General features: G+C 44.6%; 12 protein-coding genes. 6 read left to right on the top strand and 6 right to left on the bottom strand.

What is annotated here, in order from left to right; genetic code table 11:
* Positions 1 to 115: 115 nt before the first annotated feature.
* The 3 genes from ligA to VRU48_RS08245 all read right to left on the bottom strand — a co-directional run bounded on the left by ligA (position 116) and on the right by VRU48_RS08245 (position 4,441).
* Positions 116 to 2,128 (bottom strand): NAD-dependent DNA ligase LigA, encoded by a 2,013-nt coding sequence (ligA, locus tag VRU48_RS08255; protein WP_330107448.1) that lies wholly within the window; start codon positions 2,126 to 2,128, stop codon positions 116 to 118.
* 40 nt (positions 2,129 to 2,168) lie between these two features.
* Positions 2,169 to 3,668 (bottom strand): hypothetical protein, encoded by a 1,500-nt coding sequence (locus VRU48_RS08250; protein WP_330107447.1) that lies wholly within the window; start codon positions 3,666 to 3,668, stop codon positions 2,169 to 2,171.
* 98 nt (positions 3,669 to 3,766) lie between these two features.
* Entirely contained in the window at positions 3,767 to 4,441 is a 675-nt protein-coding gene (locus tag VRU48_RS08245; protein WP_330107446.1) for an ACP phosphodiesterase, read from the bottom strand.
* Positions 4,442 to 4,572: 131 nt separating this feature from the next.
* Here VRU48_RS08245 and tyrS point away from each other — a divergent pair, with 131 nt between their 5' ends.
* Positions 4,573 to 5,859 carry a tyrosine--tRNA ligase gene (tyrS, locus tag VRU48_RS08240; RefSeq protein WP_330107445.1) on the top strand — a complete coding sequence of 429 codons (1,287 nt, stop codon included), beginning with the start codon at positions 4,573 to 4,575 and terminating at the stop codon, positions 5,857 to 5,859.
* A 247-nt stretch (positions 5,860 to 6,106) separates the two neighbouring features.
* Here the strand turns inward: tyrS and VRU48_RS08235 are convergent, their stop codons facing one another.
* The 3 genes from VRU48_RS08235 to VRU48_RS08225 are packed head-to-tail and all read right to left on the bottom strand — an operon-like array spanning position 6,107 to position 9,924.
* Positions 6,107 to 7,093 carry a LuxE/PaaK family acyltransferase gene (locus tag VRU48_RS08235; RefSeq protein ID WP_330107444.1) on the bottom strand — a complete coding sequence of 329 codons (987 nt, stop codon included), beginning with the start codon at positions 7,091 to 7,093 and terminating at the stop codon, positions 6,107 to 6,109.
* A gap of 44 nt (positions 7,094 to 7,137) precedes the next feature.
* Entirely contained in the window at positions 7,138 to 7,488 is a 351-nt protein-coding gene (locus VRU48_RS08230) for a hypothetical protein (protein ID WP_330107443.1), read from the bottom strand.
* A 3-nt stretch (positions 7,489 to 7,491) separates the two neighbouring features.
* Positions 7,492 to 9,924: a penicillin acylase family protein gene (locus tag VRU48_RS08225; protein ID WP_330107442.1), complete on the bottom strand. Its 2,433-nt coding sequence runs from the start codon at positions 9,922 to 9,924 to the stop codon at positions 7,492 to 7,494.
* A gap of 193 nt (positions 9,925 to 10,117) precedes the next feature.
* On the opposite strand from VRU48_RS08225, the gene VRU48_RS08220 reads away from it, so the two are divergent.
* The 5 genes from VRU48_RS08220 to VRU48_RS08200 all read left to right on the top strand — a co-directional run bounded on the left by VRU48_RS08220 (position 10,118) and on the right by VRU48_RS08200 (position 19,813).
* Complete coding sequence (locus VRU48_RS08220) at positions 10,118 to 13,027, top strand: TonB-dependent receptor (protein ID WP_330107441.1); 2,910 nt, start codon at positions 10,118 to 10,120, stop codon at positions 13,025 to 13,027.
* A gap of 135 nt (positions 13,028 to 13,162) precedes the next feature.
* Positions 13,163 to 15,007, top strand: coding sequence for a glycoside hydrolase family 13 protein (locus VRU48_RS08215; RefSeq protein ID WP_330107440.1), 1,845 nt, complete (start codon positions 13,163 to 13,165; stop codon positions 15,005 to 15,007).
* A 5-nt stretch (positions 15,008 to 15,012) separates the two neighbouring features.
* A complete protein-coding gene (pgmB, locus tag VRU48_RS08210; protein WP_330107439.1) occupies positions 15,013 to 15,663 on the top strand; it encodes a beta-phosphoglucomutase in 651 nt (216 codons plus the stop codon).
* 3 nt (positions 15,664 to 15,666) lie between these two features.
* A complete protein-coding gene (locus VRU48_RS08205; protein ID WP_330107438.1) occupies positions 15,667 to 17,976 on the top strand; it encodes a glycoside hydrolase family 65 protein in 2,310 nt (769 codons plus the stop codon).
* A 10-nt stretch (positions 17,977 to 17,986) separates the two neighbouring features.
* Positions 17,987 to 19,813 carry an alpha-amylase family glycosyl hydrolase gene (locus tag VRU48_RS08200; RefSeq protein ID WP_330107437.1) on the top strand — a complete coding sequence of 609 codons (1,827 nt, stop codon included), beginning with the start codon at positions 17,987 to 17,989 and terminating at the stop codon, positions 19,811 to 19,813.
* Positions 19,814 to 19,830 lie beyond the last annotated feature (17 nt).

Below are 19,830 nucleotides of genomic sequence, written 5' to 3'. Positions count from 1 at the left end.
TATATAATTATTGAATGACTGAATTTTGAATGAGAGAAATGGCTAAGGTTTAAACCATCCTTTCAAAATTCAATCATACTCATTCTTTCATCCCCTCATTCAATCACTTTATCATTTATTCTGCAAGCATGGCCAACAGCTCCTCATCGCTGATCAGAGGCACGTTTAGTTTTTTTGCCTTTTCGAGTTTTGACGGACCCATATTATCGCCTGCAACGAGGTAGTCTAATTTGGCAGAAATACCACTCAAAATCTTGCCTCCGTTTTCTTCGATGATGGTTTTAAGCTCCTCTCGACCATGTTTTTCAAAAACACCCGAAATTACAAATGTTTTTCCGTTTAATTTATCACTTTGCAGGATTATTGCATTTTCTTGAACCTCAAACTGCAGTCCGGCTACCTTTAACAGCTCAATTTGCTGCAGGTGTTCTTCGTTGCTAAAGTATTCCTGTATGCTTTCGGCAATGCGCTGTCCGATTTCATCGATAGCCGTCAGTTCTTCTACCGAAGCCTTGCCCAGGTTGTCGATGTTTTTTACGCCACGCGCCAATTTTCTGGCAACGGTTTCGCCCACATAACGAATACCCAGCCCAAACAAGAGCTTTTCGAAAGGCATTTGCTTAGAGGCTTCGATTCCTTTCAGCATGTTGTCGATCGATTTCTCTCCAAAACGTTCAATAGCTTTGAGCTCGTCGGCTTTTTGGTACAAGGTATACAAATCGCTGATGTGCGATACCAGGCCTCTTTGGTAAAAGGTTTCGATGGTTTCGTCGCCCAAACCATCAATATTCATCGCCTTGCGACCAATAAAATGCTGGATTTTGCCTACGATTTGTGGCGGACAGCCCTCGTCGTTCGGACAGTAAAAAGCTACTTCGCCCTCTTTTCTGATGAGCTCGGTGCCACATTCCGGACAAGTAGTGGTGTATTCGATGGCTACATCCGATACCCTTTTATCGAGGTTCACCTTGATGATTTTCGGAATAATTTCGCCACCTTTTTCTACGTAAACAGTATCGTGTTCGTGCAAGTCGAGCCTTTTGATTTCGTCGGCATTGTGCAGGGTGGCCCTTTTTACCGTGGTACCTGCTAGTACTACCGGTTTGAGGTTGGCTACCGGTGTAACGGCTCCCGTGCGGCCAACCTGGTAGGTTACCTTTTCGAGTACGGTTTGTACTTCTGCGGCTTTGTATTTGTAAGAAATGGCCCAACGTGGCGATTTGGCGGTGAAGCCCAATTCCTGTTGCTGGGCATAGCTGTTTACCTTGATAACGATGCCATCAATATCGTAGCTGAGTTTGAAGCGTTCGTTTTCCCAATGGGCGATAAAGGCCAGCACCTCGTCTATGTTCGATACCAAACGGCTGTGTTCTGATACATGGAAGCCCCATTTTTTTACGGTTTCCAAACTTTGCCAATGGGTTTTGAATTGAGGCCTGTCGCTGTAAAAGGCATACAAAAAACAATCGAGCGGGCGTTTACGTACCTCTTTTGAGTCTTGCATTTTAACGGTGCCTGCCGCAAAGTTGCGCGGATTGGCATAAGGTACTTCGCCCAGTTCTTCGCGTTCTTTGTTGAGGCGTTCAAAAGCCGCGCGGTGCATAAAAACTTCGCCCCTGATTTCGAAAACATCGGGAATATCTTCGCCTTGTAAGCGATGTGGAATGGTGTGGATGGTTTTGATGTTGGTAGTTACATCATCGCCCTGTGTGCCGTCGCCACGGGTTACCGCCCTGGCTAAAATACCGTTCTCGTAAGTGAGGCTCATCGACAGGCCGTCGAATTTGAGTTCGCAAACATATTGGAAATCATCGCCTATGGCTTTTCTAACACGCTCGTCGAAATCGCGCAGGTCTTGCTCATTGTAGGTATTGCCCAGCGAAAGCATGGGCCAGCGATGCTGTACGGTAACAAAGTTCTTGGTGATGTCGCCACCTACTTTTTGGGTAGGAGAGTTGGGATCGGCATATTCGGGATATGCTTTTTCCAGCTTGGCCAGTTCTTCCAATTTCTTGTCAAACTCGTAATCGGCAATGGTAGGCATGGCCAATACATAATAATTGTAGGTATGCTGGTTCAGCTCTGCCACCAACGCATCCATCTGTTCTTTTACCGCAAAAATCGACATGAAACAAAGATAATTAAAGACCGGTTTAAATGAAAAGCAATTAATAGCTCAACTGTAGAAATTGCATGTCGACTTTGTCGCTAAACCAGCCCTTTCTTTCTACAAAAGGCAAGGTGAATGAAGAGTCCTGCCACCACATGGCTTCCGTATCGGCATAATATTGGTTTCTGATGTCGTCTTTTGGAAGTTCTATAAGCTTTAATATTTTTCCTGATTTCATATCCATTTCGGCATACCTGGTTGTAACCGCACCAAGTCCGCGCTTTTGATTGGCAACCATTCTTAGTAAATCGCCCTTAAGGCTAAAGGCAATTTGCGAACCTTCGCCTTTTAAGCTTCCGTAATACCTAGGGATAAACTGATGGTATTGTTGTTTGAGTTTCTGATCGTATACATTCAATAAAACAGATTCGTCTGCATTATAGCTGCTTCGTTGGTAAGAAACGGTATAGTTTGGAGAAATGGCTACCAAAACCTGATTGCCGTATTCTTTGATGCTTTTTACATCAAGGTAAGCACTAGAAAAATAGATGTCGTCAAATTTCTTGTTGACCACAACAAAGGATTTGATCAACTCCTTGGTGTGGGCTTTATCCATGATCTCTTTTTCTATGGTGGTGGTGTTATCTCTAAAATCGATTTTTGCAACAAGTAGGGAAGCATCTTGATTGGCATTTTGGTACACTAAGGAAAAATAGTAAACCAACGGAGTTTCGCTTGAAGCAAACTGAACATTTCCGCCTCGTGTTTTTTTGTAAAAATCAACGGGTACCGTTATGGTTTTTAAAGGTTCTCTCTTGCCGCTTGTATAAAATGCAAGGTTGCATTGGGCCAGCTTGGAGTCTCTGGTTAATAGCAGCAAAGTGCCATCTTCTGCACAATAGGCATCCCAGGTTTCTCCTACGGGCATAATTGGAGTGGTTTTTTGGGCTTGTTCTAATTGACTGTCAAAATCTATCAGGTTATAATCAACGGTGGTGGCAAAATCCTTATCGGTTCCCAAATTACTTAAATAGGTAACCAGTGGAAGCAATGTCGAATTTACCCTCGACTTCTTTTTCATGGCGGTTAACCTAACTGTCATTTTGAAATACGAACCGTCTTTGGCAAAAAAGAACTGAGGTTCTTCCATGTAGTCTGAAGTGCCGTTATAAATGTTTTTTTTCGTGATTACTTTTCCGGTTTTCTCCTCAATCAAATAACCGATAAAAGTATTGGTAAAGCTTTTTGAATCAGAATGGTCGGTTGCTGCTACAACCAGGATGTTCCCTTTGAACTTGCCCATAGCCATTGGAAAGCCCTCTAAGGTAACCATCCATTTTTGCTGAAGCTTGTTGTCAATGGTAACCACAGCAAAATCGGCCTTGGGCACATTTACAATCATGGCTACGTTGTCATCGGCAAGGTTTAGCCTAGTGCCATACCGGCTGTCTGAAGCGCTGACTGTATTCCATTGGGGTTTCTTAAGTACCTGAAGTTGTGATTGGGCAAATGACGCCATAGCGAAGAAGGCCAAGAGTAGGGTTAATTTATATTTCATTGAATTGTTAATTTGATTCGATGAAGATATAAATATGAACCGAGTATGCCGGTTTCAAATATGGGAAGTCGCTATAAAATATTGATAATAAGGATATTTTATTTGAGATGATTTTCGATGTCTTCGAATATCGAAAGATAGTTTTTTTCGAGCATTGCCTTATAAACTTCCAGTTGTTCGGTAAGCAGGGCAACCGTTGTTTCGCTAAACGGATGAGCCCACAAGCGCATGCAGATCCTTTGCAAGGCGTAGCTGATATTTTCGAGCTTCTGGTAGCTCAGTAAATACCTGCTCGATTTAAAGCTGTTGAAAAAGCCAAAGAACCTATCGGTATCGTTGCAACCACATTGTTGAAGGAAATGAAGCAAAACCTGATCGTTTACCTTTTCGAGATGGCTGTAAAAAGCATTGATGTCTATGGTACGGTTGGTGACCAACAAATGATCGAGCAGCAGTTCCAGACCGATATGGGCCAAAAAGGAGGGACGTACCGGGCTATCGCCAAGTATGGGCAAGAGCAGTTGTTTGAGCTTAGCGGTTTCGGTGAGGAAAAAATCGGAAGAGTGGAAAATGGCATCGACAGCCAAATGCCTTTTCCAGCCCTGCAACAGTTGGCGCTGTTGTTCGTCGGCTGTAAATAACGCTTCGTTTTTTTGTGGGTAGAAGTTCCAGTCTTTGTGTGCATTCTTGACCAAATCAGGCAATACGGTGCCGAGCACCAAATTTTGGTTGGCGCTGTTGCGATCGAAATAATAATGCGACAAAAAGTTCATCTCGTAAAGATAGTTTTTCTGGGCAGAAAGCGAAATCGTTTAAAACTGAACAAATGTCATTTTTGAACGGAGAAAAATGGAGTGAAAATTAGGCGTAAAAAGCTATCTTTGCAGGCTAAAATAAGTACACGATGACAAATTTTGTTGATGAATTACGCTGGAGAGGAATGTTGCATGACATCATGCCCAATACCGAGGAGAAACTGAACGAAGGCATGTGTGCCGGTTATATCGGTTTTGATCCTACTGCTGATTCGTTGCACGTAGGCCACTTGACCCAAATCATGACCTTAATCCATTTCCAACGCGCAGGCCATAAGCCTTTTGCCTTGGTTGGTGGTGCTACTGGCATGGTAGGCGATCCTTCGGGTAAATCGGCCGAACGCAATTTGTTAACGCCAGAGATTTTAAACCACAACTTAAACGAGCTGAAAAAACAGCTGGGCCGCTTTTTAGAATTTGGCGAAGGTAGCAATGCTGCCCAAATGGTCAACAACGGTGATTGGTTCCAGAACTTTACTTTCCTCGATTTTATCCGCGATGTAGGCAAGCACATTACCGTGAACTACATGATGGCCAAAGACAGCGTAAAAAAACGTTTAGAAGGCGAAACGGGCATGTCGTTTACCGAATTCAGCTACCAGTTGGTGCAAGGCTACGATTTCTACTATTTGTGGAAAAACCATAACTGTACTTTGCAAATGGGCGGTTCAGACCAATGGGGCAATATTGTTACCGGTACTGAACTGATCAGGAGAAAAGACGGCGGTACGGCTTATGCCATCACTACCCAACTGATTAAAAAAGCCGACGGTACCAAATTTGGCAAGACCGAAAGCGGAGCGGTATGGTTGGATGCAGAGAAAACCTCGCCTTATAAATTTTACCAGTTCTGGCTTAATGCTTCAGATAGCGATGTAAAGGCATGGATTAGGATCTTTACGCTCAAAAGCAAAGAAGAAATTGAAACGCTAGAGCAAGAGCACGATGCTGCACCACATTTGCGTATTTTGCAAAAAGCCTTGGCCGAAGATATTACGGTTAGAACCCACTCTGTAGAGGCCTTGGAAGCTGCGATTAAAACCTCGGAGTTTTTGTTTGGCAATGGCGACTTGGATTTCCTGAAAACCTTGGATGCCAAAAGCGTATTGGAAATGTTCGAAGGAGTGCCTCAATTCAATATTTCGAAAGCCGAACTGGCCGAAGGTATTGATGCTGCTAGTTTGTTGGCCGAAAAAACAGCTATTTTCCCATCAAAAGGAGAGGTGAAAAAAACAGTCCAAGGTGGTGGATTAAGCATCAACAAGGTCAAAATTGCCGAACCTTCAACGCAATATGCCACTGCAGACTTGATTAACGACCAGTTTATCATTGTGCAAAAAGGGAAAAGAAACTATTTCTTGATTATCGCGGGATAGTTTTTGGATAGAAAATAGCCACAGATTAACAGATTTCGATTTGCTAAGATGTGGCTTTTTTGTTTTGCTATTTCTCGCAGTCGTAGGTGTTCTTCACCGACGACGGTGCAAAGTCAGCTAATGAATGTAAGATTTATAACTTGTTGGTGAAGAACACCAACAAGTGCATTAGATATAGAGCTGTCACAGATTAGCATATTATAAATAGAAAACCTGTTAATCGGGAGCCCTTAAACTTCTTTCAATACTATTGCACCAACAAATTACAGCCCCTGATATCGGCATTGTCGAAACGACCGAGTACTTCAAAACTTCCATCGGGATAAACTTTACCCAAATCTTGCGTAGCAATAAAGGCGCAAGAGTTAAGATTAGCCAAATCGATGACGTTGATGCCTCCGCTTTGCTTGCCTGCTAACAAACTCAAGGGATCTGAAGTATCTCTCAGTAGAATTTTCATCCATGGCGGACAATTAAAAATACCATCTCCGTAAGAATAGCCCTGCGATAACAGCTCGGTCATGCCATACTCGCTGTGGATATTGCTTACCCCAAAGCCAGCCGTTAAAATCTGGTGCAGTTCTTCCCGTACCATTTCCTTTCTCTTGCCCTTCATGCCTCCGGTTTCCATCACAATCAGTTCGGGGAAGTCCAGCTGAAAGCTTTCTACAAAATCGAGCAGGGCATAAGTAACGCCAATCAGAATGGTTTTTTGTCCACTGGCTTTAACGGTCAACAAGGTTTGGTAAAGGGCTTCCAAGTCGTGTAAAAAATAGCCGCTTTGAGGATGTTGGCTTTGTTTGAGCAAATCATCAACCATGTAAATCAGCGATGAGCCTTCGCGTTCTAAATAAGAGGGGAGCAGGGCCAAGATGCAAATATCTTGCGGGTTTCCATAAAACTGCTCAAAAGCCAGGTTAAAGCTCTGTTCGTAAATTTTAACGTCGCTTACCAAATGTTTGCTGGTGCTTTGCCCGGTAGTGCCCGAGCTGCTGAATACAATTTCGGGTTGATCGGCTGTGCTTACTACTTCATGGCTTTTAAAAAAGCTGATCGGCAAAAAAGGAATCTGCAGGTAACTGTTTATCGATGCCGGATCGATGTTCAGGTAATGAATGTAATCGCGATAAACGGCGCAATGTTCGGCCTGATGCCTAAAAACGGTTAGCGCAACCTGCTCAAATGCAGTTGGGTTATCAATAGAAAATATTTGCGCAGGATCTGGAGTATTCACTGCGCAAAAATACGAAAAATAGATAAAGGTAGAAGGTAACCTGCCTAAGCCTTGGTTTTCATGCTGATGAGCGTTTTCCTGAAATGATGTCCACAATAACCACTAATTCCAGCTACCAGTCCACCAAGCAGGCCCGTAACGGCCAACACCACCGGCCACAGCTTGGCTCCGATCATTTCAGCTACACGGGTAGCCAATACGTGGTGGTTGGGAAGGCTCTTAAGCAGCGCCATGCCGATCCATAAAATTAAAATGGCCAAAAAAGGCTGCCAGAAAGATACGCGGGCTGTTTTGCCAATCAAGCCGCAAGTGGCAAAAGAAATCACGATAACAGCCCACCAAGGCATCACCATTTGCAGTAAAAAAGAAGCTATAATAACGACGATAAAAACCATGTCTTATTTTTTAGAGATTTTGTAATGTGAGATTATTTTGCCCGTACGGTCGTCGGGACTTTGCATAAAGAAAAGATCGTAGAGTTTGCCTTGTGCCCAGGTATCGATCATGTTGTCATAAAACGGACTGCCGGGATTGCCCGATTGTCCGCCCGGATAAACACCATGGCCTTTAGGCGTTTTGCCCAGTTCAATCACCATACGCCACGAAGGGCCATTGGTTTCGCTCAAGGCATTAACCGTACTTTTGGCACCGCCAATCATCAGCTTCTTAGAACCAAAACCAGGTATTTTGGCCAAGTGAGGCACATTTGAACCCTTAACATTAGCCCATGCCCAGTTTTTGCCAATCGGGCCATACTTTCTTTCCAAGCTGTCGCAGGCAAATCTGAACGATTCGTTAACCAAATCGGCCAAAGTTTCTTTCTGACTGGTTTTCACATTGTCGAACCATTTGGAGTTAGGGTCTTTCTGGATCAGCTCGATGGTGCGGTCTCTCGAAGGGTGGCGCATCGGCATATTGGCTACGGTAAATTCGTCATCCCAGATATCGTAATCCAACCGCTTTAGCCACAAATCGAATACACTGGCGGCAGCCGACTTGGCATCGAAAAACTTGTTCCATTTGCCCATGTAGTTGAAAGCTTCCTTTTGGGTGGCATTCAGTTGCGCGGCATTGATCAAGGGCATAACCGATGGCAATAGGTTTTGTGCGGTAATGCTGTACGAATCGCTTTGCAGGTTGCGCATGCTATCAACAGTGGCTTTCGTCATCACAGCAAGCCTATCGTTAATGCGTTTGCCCCGTTCGTATGGCGAAAATTCCCAGTTGATGTAATATGGATAGGACGGATCGGTTGATGATTGGTTGGCCGAGCTGACAAAGCCTCGTGGTGGATTCTTAACCGTTGGGTTTTGGTCGGCAGGTATCCAGCCATGCCAATCGTAGGCCGGATCGGAACCATCTAAAATAAACTTGCCCTGGTCTTTCCATTTGAGCGGAAACTTGCCGTTTGGCGTAATGGCGATATCGTTGTCGGCACTGGCAAATACAAAATTCTGGGCCGGTGCGGTATAAAACGTCAATGCTTTTCTGTAATCGGCGTAGTTCTTGCCACGGTTCAGGTAGTAAAAGGTCATGAGTTCGTTCGATTCATCGTGGGCAATCCAACGCAAGGCACTGCCCATCGGAATATTCGCAGCTTTTCCATAGCTGGGTTTGTTGAAATAAACCACCGGGCCATGATGGGTATAAAAAACCGTATCGATTTCGGTAGCTCCGCCCCTGATTTTAATTTTTTCGTAAGTAGGTTTGGTATCTCTCCATTGGTTGTTGTACCAATAGCTTTTGTGGCTGTTGTCCTTGAATTTGATTTGGTAAAAATCGAGTACATCAGCCGCCACATTGGTTACGCCCCAGGCAATTTTTTGGTTAAAGCCGATAATGATTCCCGGTGCACCCGGCAAGGAAACCCCATAGGCATTTACGCCAGGGGCATGCAACTGGATTTGGTACCAGATAGAAGGCAAAGTAAGGTCGAGATGCGGATCGTTAGCCAAAATAGGGTAGCCCGACGCCGTTTTAGACCCAGACACTGCCCAGTTGTTGCTGCCAATGCCTTCTTCCTTTTGTTTGGTTTTGATGTCGGTACTCATCATTTCGGTAAAGCTGTTGGGCGTTTGCGGAATTGGCAAAGGCTTAAAATCCCATTTGGTGCCTACCGGAATAATTGGGTCTTCCTTAAACGGATAATCGGGGAAAAGGTCTTTGGTTACTTCTGGGCCAAATTTCTTCAAGATGTTGGTCATGTAAAACTCGTCTGAGCCCATAGCCAGCACGGCCGACATCTGCTTAAGCAACAAGGCACATTTGATAGGAGTCCAATTTTCAGGCTTAAAATCCAACAATTTATATTCGAGTGGCAGGTTTGCCCTGTTTAAAGAACGGATATAGGCATTGATGCCATCGGTATAAGCCAAAATCATTTCCTTGGCTTTCGGGTCGGCCATCATGCCTCTCAGCGAGTTCTCGGCACCGTAAACCATACCCATGCGGCGTTGGTAGCGGTCAACCTCTATGGCTTTTTTACCTACCACTTCCGAAATCCTTCCGGCAGCAAAGCGGGTCTGGAAATCCATCTGCCACAAACGGTGCATGGCGGTTACATAGCCCTGGGCATAGTAAAGGTCGTGGTCGTTTTGTGCAAACACGTGTGGGATCATGCGGTCGTCGAAAAGGATGTCGATCTTGTCCTGCGCACCTTTAAGCACTATTTTTTTGTTGGCCGTAACGATGTTGCTCTCGGCATTTTGCCAAAAGCCCGTAAAAGGGTTCAAGAACTTGAGAACGGGTGGCGTATCACCAAATTTGGTGTTAAAAACGTAGGCTAATAGAATGGGTATGATGACACAGATTAGGGCTTTAACTTTCTTCATTGCTGTGAACTAAGGGGTTATTTGGTTTTTGCTCGGTTTCATCGGTAGAAACTTAGCCTGCAATTTACATATAAAAATAAATCCGATTACAATCAAATTAGATTTTGCGAAGTAAATTTTCTACAGAATAGAATTTGTTAGTAAGAAAATTTGTATTAAGTTTATGTGATAAACAAATATAAACTACTTAAGTATGAATAAAATCTTTACTAAAATCATTTTTATGCTTTTCGTACTGCTGGCAACTGGTGTTGGAGCATATGCACAGAGCATAGTAGTAAGTGGTACGGTTACAGACAAGGCCACGAAGGAGCCTATTCCCGGGGTAAGCGTAACCATTAAGGGAAAAACAGTTGGTTCTTCTACCGATGCAAAAGGCCAATTTGCCTTCACTACTACAGAAAAACCACCTTTTACCTTAGTGGTTTCTTATATCGGTTTTACCTCTGTTGAAAAAGAAGTGAGCGGAAATGCGGCTAATTTGACCTTCGAACTAGAAAGTGGCGCCATATTGGGCCAAGAGGTAGTAATTTCTGCTTCGAGAACGCCTGAGCGAATTTTAGAATCTCCGGTTTCTGTAGAGCGCATCAGCTCGGCGGCTTTAAAAGAGCTTCCGGCCCCTTCGTTTTACGATGCCTTGAACAACTTGAAAGGCGTGGAGATGAGTACCCAAAGTTTAACCTTTAAATCGGTGAATACCCGTGGTTTCAATGCCAATGGCAACGTTCGTTTTAATCAGTACATTGATGGTATGGACAACCAGGCGCCTGGTCTTAACTTCTCGGTAGGCAATATCGTTGGCCTTTCTGAGCTTGATGTAGACAATGTAGAGCTTTTGCCTGGCGCGGCTTCGGCCTTGTACGGTGCTGGTGGTACCAACGGTACTTTGTTAATGACTTCAAAAAATCCTTATCAATACCAAGGTGCCAGTTTCCAATACAAAACCGGTATCAACCATGTAAACGACAACCAAACATCGCAAGGTATCCAAGAGTTTAAACAATTGGATGTTCGTATGGCTAAATCATGGAACAACAAATTTGGTTTCAAAACTTCGTTCTCGTTCTTGCAGGCTAAAGACTGGGCGGCTACCGATACCCGTAACTTTGACCGTGTGGCACGTCAGCTCAAAAATGGCGACAGGAACAGCGATCCTAACTACGACGGGGTAAACGTATATGGCGATGAGATTAGCCAAAACATGATCAATGTTTCGCAAAGCGTACAAAACCAAACCATTGCCGGTATTGCAACGGCTAGTGGTGGTCTTATTCCAAATATCAAAAACACAATGGACGGTGCATTTGGTGCCATGGGCGTACCGGCAACCGGAGCGCCTTCGGCTGCTCAACAAGCGGCTTTCTTAGCTGGTTTGCCAGCGGCCTTAAGACCTGCCGTACAAAATTACCTGCCATTTTATATCGGTTTAAGGGTACCGGGCTTGTTGCCTAACCAGTTTGTATCGAGAACAGGTTATGCCGAAACTGATTTGGTTGACTATGATACCAAATCGCTAAAAACCTCAACTTCGTTGCACTACAAATTCAACAACACGGTTGAAGCCATAGCCCAAGCTAACTGGGGAACAGGTACTTCGGTTTATACCGGCACTGACCGTTATTCTTTAAGAAACTTCAAAATTGGCCAGTATAAACTGGAGTTGAAAGGACAGGATTTCTTCTTAAGGGCCTATACCACCCAAGAGCGTTCTGGCGATGCCTATAACGCGACCATTTTGGGTACATTTATTAACGAGGCCTGGAAACCTTCAACTACTTGGTTTCCACAATATATCGGTAACTACATTGGTGCAAGAGCTGGTGGACAATCGGATGCGGCGGCCCACGCGTTTGCAAGATCGCAGGCTGATATTGGCCGTTTAATGCCAGGTACACCAGGTTACGAAACTGCTAAAGATGCCATCACTTCTAAAACAATTGGTCCGGCTAATGGTGCCAAGTTTAACGATAAAACCAATTTGTACCACTACGAAGGTATGTACAACTTCTCTAGCTTGTTTAACAACGTAGTAGAGTTTCAGGTTGGTGCTTCTTACCGCGATTATTTCCTGCACTCTGACGGTACTATTTTCGATGATGCCAACCGCAACATTACTATCGATGAGTATGGTGCGTTTGCACAATTGGGCAAGAAATTTGGCGACAAATTTAAAATGACCGTTGCTGGCCGTTATGATAAGAGCAAAAACTTCGAAGGCAGGTTAACCCCTCGTGTAACCGGCGTATGGACCGTAGCACCAAACAACAACATCAGGGCTTCGTTCCAAACAGGTTATCGTAACCCAACTACACAAGACCAATACATTGATTTGGCTGTAGGTGGCGGTTCAACCCGTTTAATTGGTGGTTTGCCAGAGTCGATCAACAAATACAACCTGAACACCAACAAAGCAGTAACCGAAGCCAGCTATAGAGCATTCTTGGCTTCTGTAGCCGGTGGTACGCCAAATCCGGCCTTGTTGCAGGCTTATACTTTCGATGCCAAAGGCCTTCGTCCAGAAAGCGTGAAATCTTTCGAAATCGGCTACAAAGGTTTGGCTACCAAAAGCTTGTTGATTGATGCTTATGCTTACTACAATATCTACAAAGATTTCATCAGCGGTGTTAACTTGTACCAAAATCCAACCACTACCGCAGTTAAATTCAGCGTTCCGGTAAACGTAGCTGATCAGGTAAAAGCCTACGGTGCCGCTATCGGATTGGATTACCAAGTAGGCAAGTTCAACTTCAACGGAAATACTTCGTACAACAAACTAACCGATTTGCCAGCTAATTTCGATAACAACTTCAACACGCCTGAGTGGAGATTTAATGCAGGTATCGGCAGCAGGGAAATCGTGAAGAACTTCGGTTTCAACGTACAGTACCGCTGGCAAGATGCTTTCTTGTGGAACTCGACCTTCGCCACAGGAAACGTACCATCTTACTCTACTTTCGATGCACAGGTTAACCTCAAAGTGCCATCTGTAAAATCGATTGTTAAATTGGGCGGTTCAAACATCCTGAATAAATATTATACTACTTCTTTTGGTAACCCATCAGTTGGCGCATTGTATTATTTATCGTTTACATTTAATCCATAGTAGATTTATATTTGATTTGAAAAGCCTCCCGAAAACCGGGAGGCTTTTTTATTGCCCAACATTATTTTGCATTTTGCTTTGGTTTTAATGTAAAAATTAACACTTTAGCCCTGCTAACCATTCCTTTCTTTTTTAATGACTAAAAAGATCTTGCTCCTTTGCCTTTTGTTCCTTGTGCCGCTGACTTCGCTTTTTGCGCAGCTGCCGGCTATCGAGCGGATAGAACCTGCCAATTGGTACACGGGCTTTAAAAATCCGGCTTTGCAATTATTGGTGAGGGGCGAGCAGATGGGCAGGAAAAGCGCCAGCATCAACGCCTATCCCGGAGTTAAGTTGGTCAGCGTGCAAAAAGTAGACAATCCCAATTACCTGTTTGTCAATTTGGCTATTTCGCCACAGGCTAAGCCCGGCAAGTTCGAACTAACTTTTGCCGAAAAGGGGAAAGCTACGATTCGCTATACCTACGAGCTCAAGGCCAGAACCAACCATACCACAGGTGTAAGCAATAAAGATTTCATTTACCTGATTATGCCCGACCGTTTTGCCAATGGCGATGCCAGCAACGATCAGGTTAAGGGAATGAAAGACCAGAGCTTCAACCGCGATTCGATGTATTATCGTCATGGCGGCGATTTGCAAGGCATCATCGATCATTTACCTTATCTGCAAGAATTAGGAGTAACCGCGCTTTGGCTTAATCCGGTATTGGAAAACGACGAGTTCAAGACTTCCTATCACGGCTATGCGGCTACCGAAAATTACAGGGTAGACCGCCGGTTTGGTACCAATGAGCTTTACCAGAAACTGGTAGCCGAGTGCCACAAAAGAGGCATGAAAATGATCAAAGATTTGGTGCACAACCATATCGGCGACCAGCATTTCCTGTTTTTAGACCCGCCAGCCAAAAACTGGTTCCACCAATGGCCAAAATATACCGGTACAACCTATAAAGATCAGACTCTTTTCGATCCCTACGCCTCGAAAGCCGATCGCAAGTTAATGACCGATGGCTGGTTTGACCACCACATGCCCGATGTTGACCAGCAAAACCCCTTGGTGAAGAACTACATTACCCAAAGCCACATCTGGTGGATCGAATATGCAGGCTTAGATGGCTTTAGGCTCGATACCTATGCCTATAACGATAAGGTTTTTATGGCCGAATGGGCCAAAGCCATTACCCGGGAATTTCCAAAATTTACCTTCTTTGGCGAAACTTGGGTAAACGGCATTCCGAACCAGGTATTTTTTACCGAAGGCAATACCGTAAACCAACATTTTGATACGGGCTTACAGGGCGTAACCGATTTTCAGACTTATTTTGCCATCAATGAAGCCTTAAACGGCAAATTTGGCTGGACAGATGGCGTAAACAGGCTTTATACCACCTTGGCTAGCGATTACCAGTACAAAGACCCCACACAAAATGTACTTTTTTTGGATAACCATGACATTAGCAGGTTTTATTCGGTGGTAGGCGAAGATTTCGACAAGTTCAAATCTGGAATTATTTTATTGTTCTCGCTCCGTGGTATCCCTCAAATGTATTATGGAACCGAAATCCTGATGAAGAATTTCTCCAACCCCGATGGTTTGGTACGTGAAGATTTTCCGGGAGGCTGGCCTGCCGACAAGGTAAATAAGTTTAAGGCCTCGGGCCGAAGTGCCAAAGAAAACGAAGCTTTCGATTTTGTAAAGAAACTAGCCAATTACCGTAAAAACAATGCGGTACTGCAAACAGGCAAATTGATGCAGTTTGTGCCAGAAAAGGGTATTTATGTGTACTTCAGGTACGATAATCAAAAAACGGTGATGGTGGTGATGAACAGCAACGAGCAGGCCGAAAACCTGGAAACAGCCCGCTTTGCCGAGCGCATAGGTGCGCATCAAAATTTGCGCAATATTATTTCGGGTCAGCAAATTCCGATAGGCAACATACAGCTTCCTGCCAAAACAACTTATATATTTGAACTGCAATAAAAAATATGTCTAAACCAAAAGCCTGTATTTTCGACCTCGATGGGGTTATTGTTGATACCGCCGTATATCATTATAAAGCCTGGCGCCGCTTGGCCAACCAGTTGGGCTTCGACTTTACCGAAACACAAAATGAAGAGCTCAAAGGAATTAGTAGGATAGAGTCTCTAAAAATAATACTAAATTGGGGTGGCGTAAGCAAAAGCGATGCGGAAATGCAGGAACTGGCTACGCTCAAAAACGAATGGTACGTAGAGATGATTACCAAAATGACGCCTCGGGAGATTTTGCCGGGAGCAAAGGAGTTTTTGGAACTAGTCAAGGCCAACCATTATTTAACGGCTTTGGGCTCGGCCAGCAAAAATTCTGAAACCATTTTGCGTCAGGTAGGGATTACCCACCTTTTTGATGCACTGGTTGATGGCAACAAGGTAAGCAAGTCTAAGCCCGATCCGGAAGTGTTTTTGGTGGGGGCTCAGGAATTGAATGTGCCACCTAACCAATGTGTGGTTTTTGAAGATGCCATTGCGGGCATACAAGCGGCCAAAAGCGGTGGCATGAAAGCCGTAGGCATTGGCAAGGCCGAGGTATTAAAAGGCGCAGATTTAGTGGTAGCCGGTTTATTGGAGATGACTTTAGCAAAATTAGAGAATTTATAAGCGATGAAGAATTATATCAAACATCAGGAGTGGCAAATCATTGAAGAGGGATTTGACCCGCATTTGAATAAGATTTCTGAAAGTATTTTTAGCATAGGCAACGGCCGGATGGGCCAGCGTGCCAATTTTGAAGAAACTTATACCGGCGAAACCCTGCAGGGCAATTATGTGGCCGGCGTTTACTACCCTGATAAAACCCGTGTGGGCTGGTGGAAAAACGGTTATCCGGAGTATTTTGCAAAAGTTTTGAATGCCACCAACTGGATAGGCATCCGTGTTGCCGTAAATGGCGAAGAGCTGGATTTGAATACCGGTAAGGTGCTGGAATTCAGTCGGGTGCTCGATATGCAATTGGGTACATTAACCCGAAAATTTATTGTCGAACTCAGGAGCGGGAACGTTCTCGGAGTTGAGGCCGTTCGTTTTTGCAGTCTGGTTGACGACGAGGCAGGAGCCATTTGCTACAGCATTACCCCACATAATTTTGAGGGTCAAATCAGCATCGAATCGAGTTTGGACGGCGACGTGAAAAACCAGGATTCGAATTACGACGAAAAATTCTGGACCGAAATCAGCAAAACCGAACAAAACAGTTTCGCATTGCTGACCATGGAAACCAAGAAAACGGCTTTCTGGGTAAGTTCTGGCATCCACACCGAAATCCATCAAAACGGAGCGCCGTTAGGCCTGAAACCCAAATTTGTCAGTAAGGAAAAATATGTGGCCCAACAATTTACGGTCGACGTGAAAAAGGGAGAAACCACCGCTATTTACAAATATGCCGTTAACCTCTCGTCAGAGAATTACACCAAAAACAAAATGGAGGCAGAGGCTGTCGCAACCTTGCAAAAGATAGTGGCCAAAGGTTTTGACCGCATGCGCCAAGAACAGGCACAGGCTTGGGCTGGTAAATGGCAGAACGGCGATGTGGTGATTGAAGGCGATGTAGCCGCACAACAGGCCATCAGGTTTAATATTTTTCAGTTGCACCAAACCTACACTGGCGAAGATGCCCGTTTAAATATCGGTCCGAAAGGCTTTACCGGCGAAAAATACGGAGGCTCCACTTATTGGGATACCGAAGCCTACTGCCTGCCTTTTTATTTGGCCACTGCACCACAGCAGGTAGCCGAAAACCTGCTCATTTATCGTTACAAGCAATTGGACAAAGCTATAGAAAATGCCGAGAAGCTTGGCTTTAAAAATGGCGCGGCCTTATACCCGATGGTCACCATGAACGGCGAAGAATGCCACAACGAATGGGAAATTACCTTCGAGGAAATCCACCGCAACGGCGCCATTGCCTTTGCCATTTTCAATTATAGCCGCTACACTGGCGATCAGGGCTATTTGGCCAAATATGGTTTAGAGGTGCTCATCGGCATTGCCCGCTTTTGGGCGCAACGCGTAAACTGGAGCATCGAAAAAGAACGCTACGTCATGTTGGGGGTAACCGGGCCAAACGAGTACGAAAACAACGTTAACAATAACTGGTACACCAGCACTATTGCTACCTGGTGCCTCAAATATACCATAGAAGCCATTGAATTGGTAAAAGGCATGGACCCCGTTCGACTAACCGAACTGTTTGCCAAAACCAATTTTAAGGAACAGGAAGAAACTGGCCACTGGCAGGAAATTATTGACCAGATGTTTTATCCGGTTGATGAGAAATTAGGCATTTTCCTGCAACAGGATGGCTACTTAGACAAGGAACAGGTACTGGTTAAAGATTTGCCCGCAAGCGATAGGCCTTTGAATCAAAAATGGAGCTGGGACAGGATTTTAAGATCGTGTTTTATCAAACAAGCCGATGTTTTGCAGGGAATTTACTTTTTTGAAGAAGACTATGACCTCGAAACCATCCGAAGGAATTATGATTTTTACGAGCCGCGCACCGTGCACGAGAGCTCTCTGTCGCCCTGCGTACACGCCATTATTGCAGCCAAACTGGGCGATTTAGACAGGGCCTACGAATTTTACCTGCGTACTTCGCGCCTGGATTTAGACGATTACAACAACGATACCGAAGATGGTTTGCACATTACCTCCATGGCTGGTACCTGGCTTAGCGTGGTAGAAGGCTTTGGTGGCATGCGCATAAAAGAGGGAGCTTTGCACCTGCATCCGATATTGCCTCAAAAATGGACCTCCTATGCCTTTAAAATAGGCTTTAGGCAGGCTGTGGTTACGGTAAAGGTAAGCGATAAGCAAGTAAAACTGAGCAACGAAAGCAATGTCAACCTCGAAATCCATGTTTTTGGCCTGGCGCATCAGCTGCAAGCCAACAGCAATTTAGAACTGAATACTTAAACCAACTCCCTTGAAAAACGTTATCAAAATAGCCGTATTCTTGGTCCTTGTTACGGGGCTGTGCGCTTGTGTACGTAAAAATAATTTGCAGATGTTAGACCCGAACCAAACGACTTCAGAAAAGCTCGAGAACCGAAAAATAGTCATTTATCAAGCCTTGGTACGCTACTTTGGCAACCAAAATACCACCAATAAATTTTATGGCTCGATGGCAGAAAACGGCGTAGGCAAGTTTAACGATATCAGCGATCAGGCCTTAAAGGAACTTAAAAAATTGGGGGTAAATTACGTTTGGTATACTGGCGTAATCGAGCATGCCACCATGTCTGATTATTCGAAGTCGGGGATTAAGAATGATGATCCGGATATTGTGAAAGGCAAGGCGGGTTCGCCCTATGCCATTAAGGATTATTACGATGTAGACCCCGATTTGGCGGTTGATGTGCCCAATCGGATGGCCGAGTATGAAAACCTGATTAAACGAACCCACGATCAGGGCTTAAAAGTATTGATGGATTTTATCCCCAACCACGTAGCCAGAACTTACCATTCGGATGCCAAGCCGACCAATGTAATCGATTTGGGTGCCCAAGACGATAAAAGCAAAAGCTTTGATCCCAATAACGATTTTTATTACATCCCCAATCAGCATTTCGTGGTGCCAACAGGGTATCAGCCGGGTGGCGGAGGTTATGAAAACCCTTTAAAGGATGGAAAATTCGACGAATTTCCGGCAAAAGCCACGGGAAACAACGTATTTAGCGCCAGTCCCAAACTCGACGATTGGTTCGAAACCATCAAACTCAATTATGGCGTAGATGTACAGCAAAACAATACCAAGCATTTGGTGCCCCATCCGCCAGTTTGGAAAAAAATGCGCGATATTCTGGCTTTTTGGGCCTCGAAAGGGGTAGATGGTTTTCGATGTGACGTAGCCGAAATGGTGCCTGTAGAATTTTGGAACTGGGCCATCAGCGATTTGAAAAAGAAATATCCAAACCTTGTTTTTATTGGCGAAGCTTACGACCGGAACGAATACAAGAACTTTCTGCTCAACGGCAAATTCGATTACCTATACGATAAAGTTGGCTTGTACGACGGCTTGAAACGCCTGATGATGAACGATGAGAAAGCTACGGTAAAAGACATCAGCTTTGTTTGGCAACAAGAAAGCAAGGGCTTTGGTCAGCACATGCTACGCTTTTTAGAAAACCACGACGAAACGCGGATTGCCTCTAAGGCATTTGCCACAAACCCATGGTATGCCGTGCCGGCCATGGTGGTTACCGCTACCTTATCAACAGGGCCGGTAATGATTTACAATGGCCAGGAAGTTGGCGAACCCGCCAATGGTGCCGAAGGCTTTGGAGGCGACGATGGTCGCTCGACCATATTCGATTATTGGGGATTGCCACAGCACCAAAAATGGATGAACAACGGCTTGTTCGACGGAGGCAAGCTCAATGCCGATGAAAAGCGTTTGCGCGAGTTTTACAGCAAGTTGCTCAACCTGGTGCAGCAAAACGAGGCACTTAACCAAGGTGCTTTCTATGAATTGCTGCAGGCCAATAAAAACTCGGCCGGATTTAACGACAAAGTTTACGCCTACCTGCGCTACACCGAAAATAAACAGGTGCTGATTATAGCCAATTTTAACAGAAGCGAAAGCCAACTGCAGGTCAAGTTTCCGAAGGACGTATTGGATGCCTTTCATTTGAACGGAAAATCGCTAAGCTTTAAAGACCTGTTGTCGGGCACCGAATTTAAGACCGACAACATAGACAATGGCCTGCAGCTGAAAATGCCGGCCACCAGTGCGGCTATCCTGGAGTTTTAAGAACGCCGAACCTAAAC

It is taken from the genome of Pedobacter albus (assembly GCF_036324255.1).
Classification (GTDB): Bacteria; Bacteroidota; Bacteroidia; order Sphingobacteriales; family Sphingobacteriaceae; genus Pedobacter; species Pedobacter albus.
This window is presented reverse-complemented; position numbering and strand designations above follow the sequence as displayed.

What these genes read in the sequence shown, in the direction of transcription:
- ligA (WP_330107448.1), bottom strand. Translation starts at nt 2,128, where the DNA reads ATGTCGATTTTTGCGGTAAAAGAACAGATGGATGCGTTGGTGGCAGAG.
- VRU48_RS08250 (WP_330107447.1), bottom strand. Translation starts at nt 3,668, where the DNA reads ATGAAATATAAATTAACCCTACTCTTGGCCTTCTTCGCTATGGCGTCA.
- VRU48_RS08245 (WP_330107446.1), bottom strand. Translation starts at nt 4,441, where the DNA reads ATGAACTTTTTGTCGCATTATTATTTCGATCGCAACAGCGCCAACCAA.
- tyrS (WP_330107445.1), top strand. Translation starts at nt 4,573, where the DNA reads ATGACAAATTTTGTTGATGAATTACGCTGGAGAGGAATGTTGCATGAC.
- VRU48_RS08230 (WP_330107443.1), bottom strand. Translation starts at nt 7,488, where the DNA reads ATGGTTTTTATCGTCGTTATTATAGCTTCTTTTTTACTGCAAATGGTG.
- VRU48_RS08225 (WP_330107442.1), bottom strand. Translation starts at nt 9,924, where the DNA reads ATGAAGAAAGTTAAAGCCCTAATCTGTGTCATCATACCCATTCTATTA.
- VRU48_RS08220 (WP_330107441.1), top strand. Translation starts at nt 10,118, where the DNA reads ATGAATAAAATCTTTACTAAAATCATTTTTATGCTTTTCGTACTGCTG.
- VRU48_RS08215 (WP_330107440.1), top strand. Translation starts at nt 13,163, where the DNA reads ATGACTAAAAAGATCTTGCTCCTTTGCCTTTTGTTCCTTGTGCCGCTG.
- pgmB (WP_330107439.1), top strand. Translation starts at nt 15,013, where the DNA reads ATGTCTAAACCAAAAGCCTGTATTTTCGACCTCGATGGGGTTATTGTT.
- VRU48_RS08205 (WP_330107438.1), top strand. Translation starts at nt 15,667, where the DNA reads ATGAAGAATTATATCAAACATCAGGAGTGGCAAATCATTGAAGAGGGA.